General features: G+C 67.7%; 10 protein-coding genes. 9 read left to right on the top strand and 1 reads right to left on the bottom strand.

The window, feature by feature from the left end:
• Positions 1 to 65: 65 nt before the first annotated feature.
• From ACQKDV_RS06140 to ACQKDV_RS06100, 9 genes are all read left to right on the top strand, one after another.
• On the top strand, positions 66 to 281 hold the full coding sequence (locus tag ACQKDV_RS06140; RefSeq protein WP_324804824.1) for a hypothetical protein: 216 nt from the start codon (positions 66 to 68) through the stop codon (positions 279 to 281).
• Positions 282 to 470: 189 nt separating this feature from the next.
• Positions 471 to 2858: a Tex family protein gene (locus ACQKDV_RS06135; RefSeq protein ID WP_427782883.1), complete on the top strand. Its 2388-nt coding sequence runs from the start codon at positions 471 to 473 to the stop codon at positions 2856 to 2858.
• Between the two features lie 203 nt (positions 2859 to 3061).
• Positions 3062 to 5245: a PAS domain S-box protein gene (locus ACQKDV_RS06130; protein WP_427782882.1), complete on the top strand. Its 2184-nt coding sequence runs from the start codon at positions 3062 to 3064 to the stop codon at positions 5243 to 5245.
• A gap of 95 nt (positions 5246 to 5340) precedes the next feature.
• The gene (locus ACQKDV_RS06125) at positions 5341 to 6024 is read left to right on the top strand and encodes a response regulator transcription factor (RefSeq protein WP_427782881.1); all 684 of its coding nucleotides are present in this window, start codon (positions 5341 to 5343) and stop codon (positions 6022 to 6024) included.
• A complete protein-coding gene (locus ACQKDV_RS06120; protein ID WP_427782880.1) occupies positions 6002 to 7381 on the top strand; it encodes a sensor histidine kinase in 1380 nt (459 codons plus the stop codon). The genes ACQKDV_RS06125 and ACQKDV_RS06120 overlap by 23 nt, the downstream gene beginning before the upstream one ends.
• Positions 7382 to 8088: 707 nt before the next feature.
• Entirely contained in the window at positions 8089 to 11307 is a 3219-nt protein-coding gene (locus ACQKDV_RS06115) for an efflux RND transporter permease subunit (protein WP_427782879.1), read from the top strand.
• Complete coding sequence (locus tag ACQKDV_RS06110) at positions 11300 to 12463, top strand: efflux RND transporter periplasmic adaptor subunit (RefSeq protein WP_427782878.1); 1164 nt, start codon at positions 11300 to 11302, stop codon at positions 12461 to 12463. The genes ACQKDV_RS06115 and ACQKDV_RS06110 overlap by 8 nt, the downstream gene beginning before the upstream one ends.
• Positions 12450 to 13844 carry an efflux transporter outer membrane subunit gene (locus ACQKDV_RS06105; RefSeq protein ID WP_427782877.1) on the top strand — a complete coding sequence of 465 codons (1395 nt, stop codon included), beginning with the start codon at positions 12450 to 12452 and terminating at the stop codon, positions 13842 to 13844. Before ACQKDV_RS06110 ends, ACQKDV_RS06105 begins: the two co-directional genes overlap by 14 nt.
• A 75-nt stretch (positions 13845 to 13919) precedes the next feature.
• Positions 13920 to 14135, top strand: coding sequence for a hypothetical protein (locus ACQKDV_RS06100; protein WP_427782876.1), 216 nt, complete (start codon positions 13920 to 13922; stop codon positions 14133 to 14135).
• 186 nt (positions 14136 to 14321) lie between these two features.
• Here the strand turns inward: ACQKDV_RS06100 and ACQKDV_RS06095 are convergent, their stop codons facing one another.
• Complete coding sequence (locus tag ACQKDV_RS06095) at positions 14322 to 15410, bottom strand: DUF5694 domain-containing protein (RefSeq protein WP_427782875.1); 1089 nt, start codon at positions 15408 to 15410, stop codon at positions 14322 to 14324.
• Positions 15411 to 15550 lie beyond the last annotated feature (140 nt).

Raw genomic sequence — 15550 nt, 5'->3', positions numbered from 1 at the left:
GTTATGGATGGAAGGGCGACTGGGGCACCTTCGGCGTCGGCGGCATCGTCCGCCATAGACATCACATGGCAATCGTTCTTTATGTCGGTGGTAGCAAGGATGGCGAGAAGGGCGTGGTGCCCTACGGCTTCAGCAGATCCCGCGCCGACACCGCGCTGGGGCCGGAGTTCTACACCGAGCGGTTCATGGAACTGCAGGGTGTCGGCAAGGTCCGGCTGATGGCCCTGGACAGCCTGCGTGACGATATCGTCCTGCAGCGCGCCGCACGCCACTACCGTTGACCCCGTAGCACGCGGCAGGGCGCGCCCACCATCGCGCGCCCACGCCGGCATCCCAGCCCCCTTCGCCAGGATGCCGGCGTCCAGTCCGGCCGTCGGAGGCTGAATCCCGCCCACTGTCAACGCCTTGTCCGGCTCGGTCATAGGTTGCAAAAATGGGCCCTTCCCGTGATGCGGCCCAGACCTGAAGCAATGCACGACGCCAAGAACACCCAGAGCGCGCTCGTCCAGCAGATCGCCCAGACCATCGCCGACGAGATCGGTGCCCAGTCCGCCCAGGTACGTGCCGCCGTCGGCCTGCTCGACGAGGGCGCCAGCGTTCCGTTCATCGCCCGCTACCGCAAGGAAGTCACCGGTGGCCTGGACGACACCCAGCTGCGCAACCTGGAAGTGCGCCTGACCTACCTGCGCGAGCTGGAAGACCGCCGCGCCGCGGTGCTGGCCAGCATCGGCGAGCAGGGCAAGCTGAGCGACGAACTGCGCAACGACATCCTCGCCGCCGATACCAAGAGCCGCCTGGAAGATCTGTACCTGCCGTACAAGCCCAAGCGTCGCACCCGCGCGCAGATCGCCCGGGAAGCGGGCCTTGAGCCGTTGGCCGACGGCCTGCTGGCCGACCCGACGCAGGACCCGCAGGTGTTTGCCGCCACGTTCGTCGACACCGGCAAGGGTGTGGCCGATACCAAGGCCGCGCTGGAGGGCGCGCGCGCGATCCTGATGGAGCGCTGGGGCGAAGATGCCGCGCTGGTCGGTGAACTGCGTACCTGGCTGGGCGAGACCGGGGTGATCCGTGCCCGCGTCGCCGAGGGCAAGGAAACCGAAGGCGCAAAGTACCGCGACTATTTCGAGCACGCAGAAGCGTTGGCGAAGATTCCCTCGCACCGGCTGCTGGCGCTGTTCCGTGCGCGCCGCGAGGAGATCCTGTTGCTGGAGCTGGACCCGGGCAGCGATGCCGAGGCTGGCCACCAGTACGCCGAGGGGCGCGTGGCGCGCAAGGCCGGCATCGCCGACCAGGGGCGTGCCGCCGACCGCTGGTTGCTGGACGCCTGCCGCCTGACCTGGCGCGCCAAGCTGCACACCCATCTGCTGCTGGACCTGTTCAACCAGGCCCGCGAAAAGGCCGAAGCCGAAGCCATCGCGGTGTTCGGTGACAACCTGAAGGACCTGCTGTTGGCGGCACCCGCCGGCCCGAAGACCGTGCTCGGCCTGGACCCGGGCATCCGCACCGGCTGCAAGATCGCCGTGGTCGATGCCACCGGCAAGCTGGTCGCGACCGACACCATCTATCCGCATGAGCCGCGCCGGCAGTGGGATCAGTCGCTGCAGACGATCAGGCAACTGTGCGCGAAACACAACGTGGAACTGATTGCGATCGGCAATGGCACCGCCAGCCGTGAGACCGACAAGCTGGCCGGTGAGGCGATCAAGATCGCCGGCAACCCGAAGCTGCAGAAGGTCGTCGTCAGCGAAGCCGGTGCGTCGGTGTATTCGGCGTCTGAATTGGCAGCGAAGGAATTCCCCGGTCTGGACGTGTCGCTGCGTGGCGCAGTGTCGATTGCCCGCCGCCTGCAGGACCCGCTGGCCGAGCTGGTGAAGATCGAACCGAAGGCCATCGGCGTGGGCCAGTACCAGCATGACGTGGACCAGTACCGCCTCGCGCGTGCACTGGACGCGCGCGTGGAGGACTGCGTGAACGCCGTTGGCGTGTACGTCAATACAGCGTCGGCGGCGCTGCTGTCGCGCGTGTCCGGCCTGTCGTCCACGGTCGCCGAGAACATCGTGCGCCACCGTGATGACAACGGCCCGTTCAAGCGTCGCAAGGACCTGCTGAAGGTGGCGCGCCTGGGCGAGAAGACCTTCGAGCAATGCGCCGGCTTCCTGCGCATCGCTGATGGCGAGCAGCCGCTGGATGCCTCGGCCGTGCACCCGGAAGCCTATCCGGTGGTCGAACGCATCGTTGCCAGCACGGCGCGTCCGATCAAGGCGCTGATCGGCGACGGCAGTTTCCTGCGGGGCCTGAAGGCCGAGCAGTTCACCGATGACACCTTCGGCGTGCCGACCGTGCGCGACATCCTGAAGGAACTGGAAAAGCCGGGCCGCGATCCGCGTCCGGAGTTCAAGGCCGCCCGTTTCGCCGAAGGCGTCGAAGACATCAAGGACCTGCGCGAGGGCATGGTGCTGGAAGGCGTGGTCAGCAACGTGGCCGCCTTCGGTGCTTTTGTCGACATTGGCGTGCACCAGGACGGACTCATCCACATCTCGGCGCTGTCCGATACCTTCGTCAAGGACCCGCGTGACGTGGTCAAGGCCGGCGACATCGTCAAGGTGAAGGTGCTGGAAGTGGACGTGGCGCGCAAGCGCATCGCGCTGACCCGGCGCCTGGACGATACTCCGGGCCAGGCCACCAGCCGCCCGGGCCAACGCGGGGAGCGCGGCCAGGGCCAGGGGCCACGGCGCGATGCCGGTGGCCAGAACCGGGGCCAGGGACGCTCGCAGGGCCCTGGGGGCCGTCCGCCGCAGTCGGCGGCACCGGCCAGCAACGCCCTGGCTGAGGCCTTCGCCCGCGCCAAGCGCAGCTGAGGTCTGCGCCCATCCAGGCGCTGGCCTGGGTGGGGGGACTTGTCGAGTCTCCCCGGCAATGCGCACACTTGCGGCCAAGGGTCGGCCATCGGGCTGTCCCGTCGTCGCCGGGGGAGGGCCATGGCGCCAATCGTTCCCGCCAGCATCCATGAAGGTTGCAGCTTCGTGCTGCGGCCGGCGCACGCGCACGGGATGGGGGGCTGATGGGCGGTACGGGCAACAACGCGTCCATCCTGCTCGAGCGTCGCGTGCTGGAGTTGGCCGAAGACCGCCGCCGGCTGGCGATGATCATCGACGGCACGGCCGTAGGCACCTGGGAGTGGAACGTGCAGACCGGCCAGATGCGCGTCAATGCGCGCTGGGCGGAGATCGTCGGCTACCGCCTGGATGAACTGGAGCCGGTGTGCCAGGAAACGTTCATCCGGCTGGTCCATCCCGAGGACCTGGTCCGTTCCGACGCCGCACTGGACGTGCATTTCCAGGGGCAGAGCGATCATTACGCATGCCTGCTGCGCATGCGTCACAAGGATGGCCGCTGGATCTGGATCCACGACCGCGGGCGCGTATTCGAATGGGATGGGCAGGGTCGCCCGCTGTGGATGGCCGGCGCCCACGACGACGTCACCGATTTGCAGCAGGCGCGGCAGGACGCGGCGGACATGCGGCAACGCCTGCAGGCCGTGGTCGACGCGTCCGATGAGGTGGCGGTGATCGCCACTGACCCTGCCGGAACGATCACGCTGTTCAACACCGGTGCCGAGCGTCTTCTGGGCTATGCCGCAGGCGACGTGGTGGGCTGTGCCAATCCGGGCCTCTTCCACGACCCTGACGAGATGGCCGCGTACCTGGCGCCGTTGGTCGGTACAGATGGGCAGGTGCCCAGCGTCTTCCAGGCGCTCACCGCCCAGGCGCAGGGCCGCACGTTCTCGCGGCAGTGGACCTTCCTGCGCAAGGATGGCCAGCGTCGCCAGGTGCGGCTGTCGATCAGCCGCATGGACGGTGCCGACGGCCAGCGCATCGGCTACGTGGGCATGGCCATCGACCTCACCGAAATGCAGCAGGCACGCGCGGACGCGCGGCTGGCGGCGGAGAAGTTTGCCGGGGCGTTCACCTCGGCGGCGCTGGGCATGGCCCTGGTCTCGCTGGAAGGGCGCTGGCTGGACGTCAACGATGCGCTGTGCCGCATCCTGGGCTATCCGCGCGAGGAACTGCTGCAGGTCGATTTCCAGCGGCTGACCCATCCAGCCGACCTGCAGGCCGACCTGGAACTGGTACAGGACCTGCTGGCAGGCCGGCGTGTCCATTACTATCTGGAAAAGCGCTATCTGGGCCGTGACGGCAACGTCATCTGGGCACGCCTGTCGGTATCGCTGGTGCGCAACGAGCGCGGCGAGCCACTGCATTTCGTGTCCCAGATCCAGGACGTGACCGCCCAGCGCAGCAGCGAACAACGGCTGTACGAGAGCGAGCAGCGCAGCCGCATTACCCTGGATGCGGTGGCCGACCTGGTGTTGAGTGTCACCCTGCAAGGGCGCATCGAATACGCCAATGCGGCCGCCGTGCGCATGCTGGCCGGCGATGGCGCGCTGACCCTGGCCGGCCACAACGTGCAGGACGTGCTGTCGCTGACCACCGAATACGCGCCCGGTTCGGTGCTGGACGTGGGTGTGTTGCTGGACCCGGACAGCAACGCGGTGGATCTGCATGCCGACCTGCTGATGCGCATGGGGGGGGCCACGGTTCCGGTGGATCTTACGCGCGCCTGGCTGCGCGATGATCATGACCAGGTACGCGGAGCGGTGTGGGTGCTGCGCGACGACACCCAGCAGCGTGCGCGCCAGCGTGAGGCACGCCACCTGGCCGAGATCGACCCGCTCACCGAGCTGAGCAACCGCCGGGGGTTCGAGGCGCACCTGCAGCAGGCGATCACCCGCGTCGAACGCACCGGCCAGGCCGCCTCGCTGATGTTCATCGATCTGGACCGCTTCAAGCTGGTCAACGATACATGGGGCCACCTGGCCGGTGATGCGGTGCTGTGGGCGGCGGCCAGCGTGCTGCGCCATGGCGTGCGCGATTCGGACATCGTGGCGCGGCTGGGCGGCGATGAATTCGCGGTCATCCTGCCGGGCTGCGGGCCGCGAAGGGCGGCACGGATCGGCAGTGAACTGCTGCAGACGCTGGCAGCGTTGTCCATCCCCTGGGACACGGCGCGGCTGCGGATCGGCGCCAGCATCGGCATCGCGCCGCTGGAAGCGGGCATGACCGTGGACGAGGCGGTGGCGGCCGCCGACGCCCAGTGTTACCGGGCCAAAGCCATGGGCCGCAACAATGTGCAGGTGCAGGGCGAACTGGCTGAGCTGCCTGCCGAGGACAACGAGCCGGGCTGAACCGCTGCGTACCGGGCTCCAGCATGAAGCATGTTTCATTTGCCCGCACCGGCCGATTTGGCGAGCATGGGCAAGTCTGGACTTCAGCGGTGCCCATGTCGCGTGTATTGACCATCGAGGACGACGCCATCACCGCCCAGGAAATCGTGGCGGAGCTGGGCAACCATGGCCTGCAGGTGGACTGGGTGGCCGATGGCCGTGAAGGGCTTGTCCACGCTGCCAGTGGCGACTACGACGCCATCACCCTTGACCGCATGCTGCCCGGCCTGGATGGTCTGGCCATCGTCACTACCCTGCGCCGGATAGGCGTGCAGACCCCGGTGCTGATGCTCAGCGCACTGTCGGACGTGGACGAGCGGGTGCGCGGCCTGCGTGCAGGCGGTGATGACTACCTGACCAAGCCGTTTGCTTCCGATGAGATGGCCGCTCGGGTGGAGGTGCTGCTGCGCCGCCGCCAGCAGCCGGCCGGCACCGACATCGTCCTGCGGGTGGGTGACCTGCAGCTGGATCTGCTGGCACGCACTGCCCATCGCGGTGGGCGCAGCCTGAGCCTGCTGCCGACCGAGTTCAAGCTGCTGGAGTACCTGATGCGCAATGCCGGGCAGGTGCTGACCCGGATGATGCTGTTCGAGGAAGTGTGGGGCTACCACTTCGATCCCGGCACCAACCTGATCGACGTGCATATCGGCCGGCTGCGGCGCAAGCTCGACCAGGCCGACCTGCCGTCGCTGATCCGTACCGTACGCGGCAGCGGCTATGTCCTCAGCGAACCTGTCTGACGGCTGGCGTTCGTCCAGCAGCCGTCTGCTGGGCCTGTACAGCCTGCTGTTCGTGGCGTGGTCGTGCGTGCTGCTGGGCGTGCTGTACTGGCGCGTATCGCTGTACCTGGACGAGCTGGCGCAGTCGGCGGTGCTGCAGCGTGCCCACCTCTTCGAACATTTCAGCGGTGATGCGCTGACCGAAGCGCTGCGCGAGAACCGCCGTTACGACCTGCATGGCATTGATGCGTACGGCTTGTTCACGCCCCAGGGGCAGTCGCTTGGCGGGATGATGAAAACGCTGCCGAAGCAGCTGCCGCTTGATGGCAGCGCGCACCCGGTGTCGGGCCTGCCGATCACCGATGCCAACGCACAGGGCAAGCGTGGCTTCGGCCTGGCGATGCCGACGCGCGATGGCCGCATCCTGGTACTGGTGCGCTACAGCGGGCCGTTGAACGAGGTGAATCACCTGATTCTCGACGCGCTGCTGTGGGGCGTCTCGCTGACCCTGGTGCCGGGCCTGCTCGGCTGGCATCTGCTGCGACGGCGCCCGCTGCGCCGCATCCAGGCCATCGAGCGGGCGAGTGCGCAGATCGTGGCCGGCAACCTCGGCCAGCGGCTGCCGTTGTCCAACCGACGCGACGAGCTGGACATGCTGGCATCGATCGTCAACGCGATGCTCGACCGCATCGAGCAGTTGATGACCGAGGTCAAGGGAGTATGCGACAACATCGCCCACGACCTGCGCACGCCGCTGACCCGGCTGCGCGCGCAGTTGTACCGCATGCGCCAGCAGGCAGGCGAGGGCGACCCGCAGGCGCTTGCGCTGGAACAGGTACTGGACGAAACCGATACGCTGATGGCGCGGTTCCGCGCGCTGCTGCGCATATCCGAGCTGGAAAACCATCAGCGTCGCTCCGGCTTCGTGGCGCTGGCGCCGGCCGCGCTGCTGCAGGAGATCCACGCCTTCTACGCGCCCTTGGCCGAGGAGAAGGGCCAGTGGCTGGAGCTGGAACTGGCGGGCGGGCTGCCGGGCGTGGTCGGGGATCGCGGCCTGTTGTTCGAGGCGATCGGCAACCTGCTGGACAACGCGATCCGCTTTGCGCCGGAAGGTGGCCGGGTACGGCTGGCGGCGCGGGTGCAGGACGGTGCGACCTGCATCGTGGTGGAGGATTCCGGCCCCGGCGTTCCCGAGGCGGAGCGCTGCCTGGTGTTCCAGCGCTTCCATCGGGCCGATGCCAGCCAGGGGGGCGGATTCGGACTGGGGCTGTCGATCGTGGCAGCCATTGCCGGCCTGCATGGGTTTCGGCTGGCGGTGGGCGGGTCGCGGCTGGGCGGTGCCGGTTTCAGTCTGCTGTGCCGGCCGCAGGTGCTGTAGGGGGGGGCAGGGCTTGCAGCCCTGCACTGCTCAATGCAACGTCAACTTCAAAAGCTGGCTATCCGTGGGATGGCAGGGTGGGTCCGGTTGAGGGGGACGCCGTAAACCCGTCCATGGGGGCTTGGTCGCGGCATCCATGCCGCTCACACCCCCTCAACCGGACCCACCCCGCCTTCGACAGTTCTCCGCGATCTTTCAGAACGGCGCTCTGCTTTGGTGGGTGCCGACCGTTGGTCGGCAAGGATGAATTCATTCGATATCTGACAGATGTGTCGACCAAGGTCGACACCTACCAACAGCCGCGCGTCCCAGTAGAGCCACGCCATGCGTGGATGAATTCATTCGATATCCAGCAAATGTGCCGACCAACGGTCGGCACCCACCAACAGCCGCCGGGAAACTGTCGAAGGCGGGGCACTGTGGGTTTGCGGGGTGTGAGCCGCATGAATGCGGCGACCAAGCCCCCATGGACGGGTTTACGGCGTCCCCGCACACCCACAGTGCCCCGCCATCCCACGGAATGCAGCTCTGGCTTCTGACGTTGCTCCGGCTTGGAAGCTTCTGCGAGTGCAGGGCGCAGCCCTGCCGACACCCACCCCGTTCATGAAACATGTTTCATCCGCGGCACAGCTTTGTTTTAAACGCCAGCGCTGATACTTGGCGGTCTGCGCTGCCCGCGGTGGGCATCCGCACTGCTGGAGAGCTGCATGCTCGGCTTGGTCAGGACCGCGCTCAACAAGCCTTACACCTTCGTGGTGATGGCCATTTTCATCTGCATCGTCGGCCCGCTCAGCGCCCTGCGTACGCCCACCGATGTGTTTCCGGATATCGGCATCCCGGTCATCGCCGTGGTTTGGCAGTACACCGGCCTGTCGCCAGATGCCATGGCCGGACGGGTGATCTCGCCCTATGAACGTGCGCTCAGCACCACCGTCAACGACATCGAGCACATCGAATCGCAGTCGCTGGCCGGTATGGGCGTGGTCAAGGTGTTCTTCCAGCCGGGCGTGGACATCCGTACCGCCAATGCGCAGATTACCGCCATCTCGCAGACCATCGTCAAGCAGATGCCGGCCGGCATGACCCCGCCGCTGATCCTCAACTACAGCGCTTCCACCGTGCCGGTGCTGCAGATGGCGTTCTCCAGCCCGACGCTTGGCGAATCGCAGATCCGCGACCTGGCGCTGAACACGGTCCGCCCGCCGCTCACCTCCATTCCCGGCCTGGCCATCCCCGCGCCCTACGGCGGCAAGCAGCGGCAGATCACCCTTGACCTCGACCCGCAGGCACTGGCGGCCAAGGGGCTGTCCGCGCAGGACGTGGGCAATGCGCTGGCCGCACAGAACCAGATCACCCCGGTAGGTACGGCCAAGCTGGGCAGCAACGAGTTCACCGTGCTGCTCAACAACAGCCCCAGCGAGATCGAGGCGCTCAATGACCTGCCCATCCGCACGGTCAATGGCGCGGTAGTGACCATCGGCCAGGTCGCCCACGTGCGTGACGGCTCGCCGCCCCAGACCAACATCGTGCGCGTCAATGGTGGCCATTCGGTGCTGATGGCTGCGCTGAAGAACGGTGATGCCTCCACGCTCACCCTGGTCAGCCGCATTCGCGCGATGCTGCCGCAGATCAGCGAAACCCTGCCGCCGTCGCTGAAGATCTCGCTGCTGGGTGATGCCTCCACCTTCGTGCGTGAATCCATCAGCAGCGTCGCCCGCGAAGGCATCATCGCTGCGCTGCTGACCAGTGTGATGATCCTGGTGTTCCTCGGCAGCTGGCGTTCGACGGTGATCATCGCTGCGTCGATTCCGCTGGCGGTGCTGTCGGCCATCGCGCTGCTCTCGGCCGCAGGGCAGACGCTCAATGTGATGACCCTGGGCGGCCTGGCGCTGGCGGTGGGCATCCTGGTCGACGATGCAACGGTGACCATCGAAAACGTCAACTGGCACCTGGAACAGGGCAAGGGCGTGCGTGAAGCGATCCTCGATGGCGCCGCGCAGATCGTTGGCCCTGCCTTCGTGTCGCTGCTGTGCATCTGCATCGTGTTCGTACCGATGTTCCTGCTCGACGGCATTGCTGGTTATCTGTTCCGGCCGATGGCGCTGGCGGTGATGTTCGCCATGGGCAGTTCGTTCGTGCTGTCGCGCACGCTGGTGCCGACCATGGCGCTGTACCTGCTGCGTCCGCATCGGGTCGAGGGCGGGGCAGGCCACCACCCCGAGGATGCCTTTCTCAACCACCACGAGGGTGACCACCCGCAGCACCGCCGTGCGCGCGTGGCGGCCAGGCTGGTGCGCTGGCAGCAGCGTTTCGAGGCCGGCTTCTCAGCCGCGCGTGACCGCTACCACGCGCTGCTCGGCCTGGCCCTGGCCAACCGTCGGCGCTTCATGCTGGGCTTCATGGCCTGCGTGCTGGTGTCCTTCGCGCTGCTGCCAACGCTGGGCCAGGACTTCTTCCCGGCCACCGAGGCCAGTGCATTGTCGCTGCACGTGCGCCTGCCGCTGGGCACCCGCATCGAGGAAACGGCGGCCGCCTTCGACCGCATCGAGGCGCGCATCCGCCAGGAAGTACCGCCAGCGGAGATCGATGCCATCGTCGACAACCTGGGCCTGCCGATGACCGGCATCAACATGGCCTACAGCGCCAGCGGCACCATCGGTCCGCAGGACGGCGACATCCAGATTTCGCTGAAGCCCGGGCACGGTGATGCGGCCGAGTACGCGCGGCGCCTGCGCGAAGTGCTTCCGGCCGCGTTCCCGGGCAGCAGCTTCGCCTTCCTGCCGGCCGATACCAGCAGCCAGATCCTCAATTTCGGTTCGCCTGCGCCGATGGACGTGCGCATTGCCGGGCCGAACGCCGCCGGCAACCGCGCCTACGCGCAGGAACTGATCCGCCGCCTGCGCCACGTGCCAGGCCTGGTCGATCTGCGCCTGCAGCAGCCGGATGGCTACCCGACCTTGAAGGTGGACGTGGACCGCCTGCGCGCCAACGGTCTGGGCATCACCGAACGTGACGTCACCAACAGCATGGTGGCCTCGCTGGCCGGCAGTGGCCAGGTGGCACCCACCTTCTGGCTGAGCCCGAAGAACGGCATTTCCTATGGCGTGGTTGCGGCCACCCCGCAGTACCGCATGGACAGCCTGGCCGCCCTGAGCGCCTTGCCAGTGACCGGCAGCAGTGGCGTGCCGCAGGTGCTGGGCGGCCTGGCCGACATCCAGCGCGGTTCCAGTTCGGCGGTGGTGACCCACTACAACGTGCAGCCCACCCTGGATGTGTATGCCAGCGTGCAGGGCCGTGATCTGGGTGCGGTGGCTGCCGATGTGCAGAGGGTCATCGACGGCATGGCAGGCCAGCGTCCGCGCGGCACCGAGGTGGGCCTGCACGGCCAGATCGATGCGCTGCATGTGGCCTTCAATGGCCTGGGCTATGGCCTGCTGGCGGCGATCGTGCTGATCTACCTGCTGATCGTCATCAACTTCCAGTCCTGGACCGACCCGTTCGTCATCATCACCGCGCTGCCAGCCGGGCTTGCGGGCGTGGTCTGGATGCTGTTCCTCACCCACACCTCGCTGTCGGTACCGGCATTGACCGGCGCCATCCTGTGCATGGGCGTGGCCACCGCCAATTCCATCCTGGTGGTCAGCTTCTGCCGTGAGCGCCTGGCCGAGCATGGGGATGCCGCCAAGGCTGCACTGGAAGCCGGGTTTACCCGCTTCCGCCCGGTCTGCATGACTGCGCTGGCGATGATCCTGGGCATGCTGCCGACCGCCCTGTCCACCGAGCAGAACGCGCCGCTGGGTCGCGCGGTCATCGGTGGCCTGCTGCTGGCGACCTGCGCCACCTTGTTGTTCGTGCCGGTGGTGTTCGCCCTGGCCCATTCGCGTAAGCCCCGCATCGCCCCCGCTGGAGAGCCCCTGCATGTCTGATGCCCCGCTGCCGCAGCGTTCGCTGCGCCGCCCCCTCATCCTGGGTGCCGCCATCGCGGTGGTCGTGGTCGCCGCCGGCCTTGCCCTGCGCGCGCAACAGGCACACGCCGTGGTCGAATGGACCGAGCGCCAGGCGGTGCCGGCCGTGCAGGTGGTCACCGCCGGTGCGGAGGGTGAGGCAGGCACGATGACCTTGCCCGCGCACCTGACCGCCTGGACCGAGGCACCCATCCATGCGCGCGTCGGCGGCTACCTGAAATCGTGGAGCGCCGACATCGGCCAGTCGGTCAAGGCCGGCCAGGTGCTGGCGGTGATCGACAGCCCCGAACTGGACCAGCAGATCGCCCAGGCCCACGCCCATCTGCTGCAGGTTCAGGCCGACGCCGCACTGGCCAAGGTCAGTGCCGAGCGCTGGCAGGGCATGCTGGGCAGCCATTCGGTATCGCGCCAGGAGGCCGATGAGAAGCAGGCCAATGCAGTCGCCGCGCAGGCCAGCGTGGAGGCAGCGCAGGCCGACTACGCGCGCCTGCAGGAGCTGGGCCGCTACCGCACGCTGCGTGCGCCCTTCGATGGCACGGTCACCTCGCGGCAGACCGACGTGGGCCAACTGATCCGGGCCGATGACAGTGGCCGCGAGTTGTTCAACATCGCCGATACCCGGCGCCTGCGCCTGATGGTGCCGGTGCCGCAGACCAGCGCGGGCAGCATCACGCCAGGCCTGCAGGCCACTCTGCAGGTGCCGGGGCAATCGGGCCGTCACTTCACCGCCACCCTGCAGGGCGATTCCAGTGCGATCGACCGCAGTTCGGGCACGCTGCTGGCGCAGTTCGTGGTCGACAACGCCGACGGCGCGCTGCTGCCGGGCAGCTATGCCGAAGTGATCCTGCCGCAGCAGGGCGGTGGCGACGGAGTGAGCGTGCCGGCCGATGTGCTGATCTTCCGGGCAAAAGGCACCCAGGTGGCGGTGGTCGATGCCAAGGACATCGTGCACCTGCGCGACATTCACATCGCCAGTGACCTGGGCAGCACGCTGCGCGTGGACCGCGGCCTGAAGGCAGGCGACCGGGTCATTCCGAACCCGCCCGACGCGCTGCGCGAAGGCGACCACGTGCGTGTGGTCGCCGGTGAGCAGGAGCCTGCGCATGCGCGCGGGTGAGTGCCGCTTGGCGCTGGTGCTTTGCGCGCTGCTGCTGGGCGGCTGTTCGCTGGCGCCCAGCTACCAGGTGCCGGCCGTGGCGATGCCGGTCGGTTATGAAGGCAGCGCCGCGCCCGCCGAGGCCGCGCCGTTGCCGACGGCCTGGTGGCAGGCCTTCCAGGACCCGCAGCTGGACCGCCTGCAGCAGCAGCTGGCCGAGGCCAGCCCGACCCTGGCGCTGGCCGTGGCCCACTATGATGCCGCGCGTGCCGCAGCCGGCGAAGTGGCTTCGACGCGTGTGCCACAGGTGGGTTTCAGTGCCGGGCCGGCGCGCCAGCGCCAGTCCGACGACAAGCCGCTGCGCAGCGCGACCCAGCCTGCGATCTATGACAGCAACAGCGCGACCTTCTCGCTGTTGTTCGACCTGGACCTGTGGGGCCGGCTGCGCAATGCCGCGGCTGCCGCATCGGCGCGGGCCGATGCCAGTGGTGATGACCTGGCCGCCGCGCGGCTGAGCCTGTCGCAGCAGCTTGCCGGGCTGTACCTGCAGCTGCGTGGCGCCGAGGCCCAGCAGGTGATCCTGCGCGACAGCATTGATGACTACCGGCAGGCGCTGGCGCTGACCGAGGACCGGTTCCGCGGCGAGATCGCCTCGGAACTGGACGTGGCGCGCGCCCGCCACCAGTTGGCCAGTGCGCAGGCCGATCTGGATGCGCTGGATGCACGACATGCACTGCTGCGGCATGCCATCGCCGAACTGGTGGGCGCGCCGGCCAGCGGGTTTACGCTGACCGGCGTCACCCTGCCGACCTTGCCGCTGGTGCCTGCGGACCTGCCCAGCAACCTGCTGCGGCAGCGGCCGGATATCGCTGCTGCCGAGCGGCGGGTGTTCGCCGCCAATGCTGGCATTGGCGTGGCCCGCGCCGCCTGGTTCCCGCAGCTCAGCTTGACCGGGCTGCTGGGTGGGCAGACCTCGGGCAGCGCTTCGGTGTTCGATGTGGGCAACCGCTACTGGGCGCTCGGCCCGCTGGCCGCGTTGCCGGTGTTCGATGGCGGTCGCCGCAAGGCCGCCAAGGCGCAGGCCTATGCCGAGTTCGATGCCGCGTCCGCGCAGTACCGCGCCACCGTGCTGGCGGCGATCCGCCAGGTGGAGGACCAGTTGACCCTCCTGCGGCAGCTGGAGGCGCAGCGTGGGCACGAAGATGACGCGGTGCAGGCGGCGCGACGTGCCGAGCAGATCGCACGCGACCGCTATGCCGGTGGTGCGGTGAGCTATCTGGATGTGGTGAGCGCGCAGACCGACGCGCGCCAGGCCCAGCTGGGCCTGCAGGACATCCAGAGCCGCCAGCTGCAGGCCAGCGCGGCGCTGATGGCGGCCCTTGGGGGTGGCTGGACGCGGTAGCGTCGGACGCGGTCTCAGCCTGTGAGAGGGCGGGGCGGAACAATCGCCCCGTCGCCATCTCAGCAGGAAGTTGCCATGCGCTGTTGGATCACTCATATCGCCGGCGCCTATGCACCGGCCTGCATCGGCTGGTTGCTGGCACTGGCCGGAGGGCTGCGTCTGGAACAGCTGCGCATCGACCCGCTGGCGCAATCGCTGGTGCCGGTGCTGCAGTGGGGCGTGACGGTGGTGCTGTTGGCCACGCTGGGCTGGATCGTCGTCGCCAGCGCTGCGCTGTGGCGCAACCGGTAGCGTCGAGCTTGCTCGACTGACGCGGTTGTAGAGCCGAGCCATGCTCGGCTGGCCGCTTTGTAGCGTCGGGCTTGCTCGACTGCTCGGCAATTGCAGAGTCGAGCCATGCTCGAATGATTCTGATGGAAATCAGCCGAGCATGGCTCGGCTCTACAGGGCTCCAGATCGGTTGCGCATGGCGCTGCGTCAGCGCAGGATGGGTTCCGCATCCACCAGTTGCACATCATGCATCTGGTCCAGATACGCCTCGTAGTAGCCTTTGTGCGAGGCACCCACAATGGCCAGCATCCGCGTACCCGGGTGCTGGCCCAGCACGTCGCGGATGTTGGCGACCATGCGCAGGTTGCGGGTTTCCCAGTAGCCCAGATAGTTGCGGCCGAAGCCTTCTGCCGACGGTTCGACGAATGCGGCGCCGAAGTCATTGTCATACACGAGCTTGACCATCGCAGGATCGTTGTCGTTGCGGTAGATCGCCATCAATCCGTCGGGCGTGTCGACGTTGGCGTACAGGCGCTCATAGGTGGCATGGCGGATCTTTCCGGCCGGGTTGTCCCACGCGCGGCCGATCGCCTTCGCGGCGGCGTCCTGTTGTGCCTGCGGTGTGGGCGCGTCGGCGCTGTGGTCATCCACCGGCCACAGCCGCTCCAGCCCCAGGCGGGCAGCCAGTTCGGCGGCGACCAGGGCCACTTCGTCCTTGCGTACCCTGCGCGCTTGGAGGAACTGCACCAGTTCGGGGCTGAGGCTGTCAGCAGCGCGGCGCTCCTCTACCGGAAGGCGCAGCCACTGCACCAGCGCCGAGCCGTGTTCGCCTGCAGCCAGGCACACGGCTGCCAGACGCCGGCGCTGCGCCGGGGTCGGGTTACCCGGCCACGCGGCAAGCAGGCGGTCCATTTCTGCGTTTGCGGTGGGCACGTCCATACCTGTGGCCGCCATGGCCGCAGAGGTATCGACGCAGTAGTCGGCGGTGCTGTCGGCGTACCGGCTGGGGTAGCGGCGCATGAAGTCGCACTGCAACCCCGGCACGTTCTCTACGGCGATCGCCGTTGGCTTCCAGGCCTGCAGGCGGGCCAGCAACGGTTCCAGTTGCTCGGGCTTGAAGGTTCCAGGCAGGCCTGAAAGGTGTGGACCGCCCAGTACCAGTACCTCGTTCACGCGTCCCGCTGGCGGACCCTTGTGCTGGTCGGGATGGAAGGCGGGGCGATACGGCGCGTCGGCCGCACTGGCAACGCTGCTGCACAGGCCCAGCAACAGAACGCACACACTACGCTGCATCATGGTCTTTCCCGGTAATGGTCGGTTTCCAGATACGACCATGGTGGATGCACTCGCCTGCGATGGGATGCGTCGTAGGTCATTGCAACCCTTCCGGCGTAACACGCATCGCTGCATCTGCCGCGGTGGTCCACAATGGTCAC

Origin of the sequence: Stenotrophomonas sp. NPDC077659 (assembly GCF_050268705.1) — a bacterium.
In the GTDB taxonomy this organism is placed as follows: Bacteria; Pseudomonadota; Gammaproteobacteria; order Xanthomonadales; family Xanthomonadaceae; genus Stenotrophomonas.
Note: the sequence above shows the minus strand (reverse complement) of the source record. Positions and strands in the feature narration are given on the sequence as shown.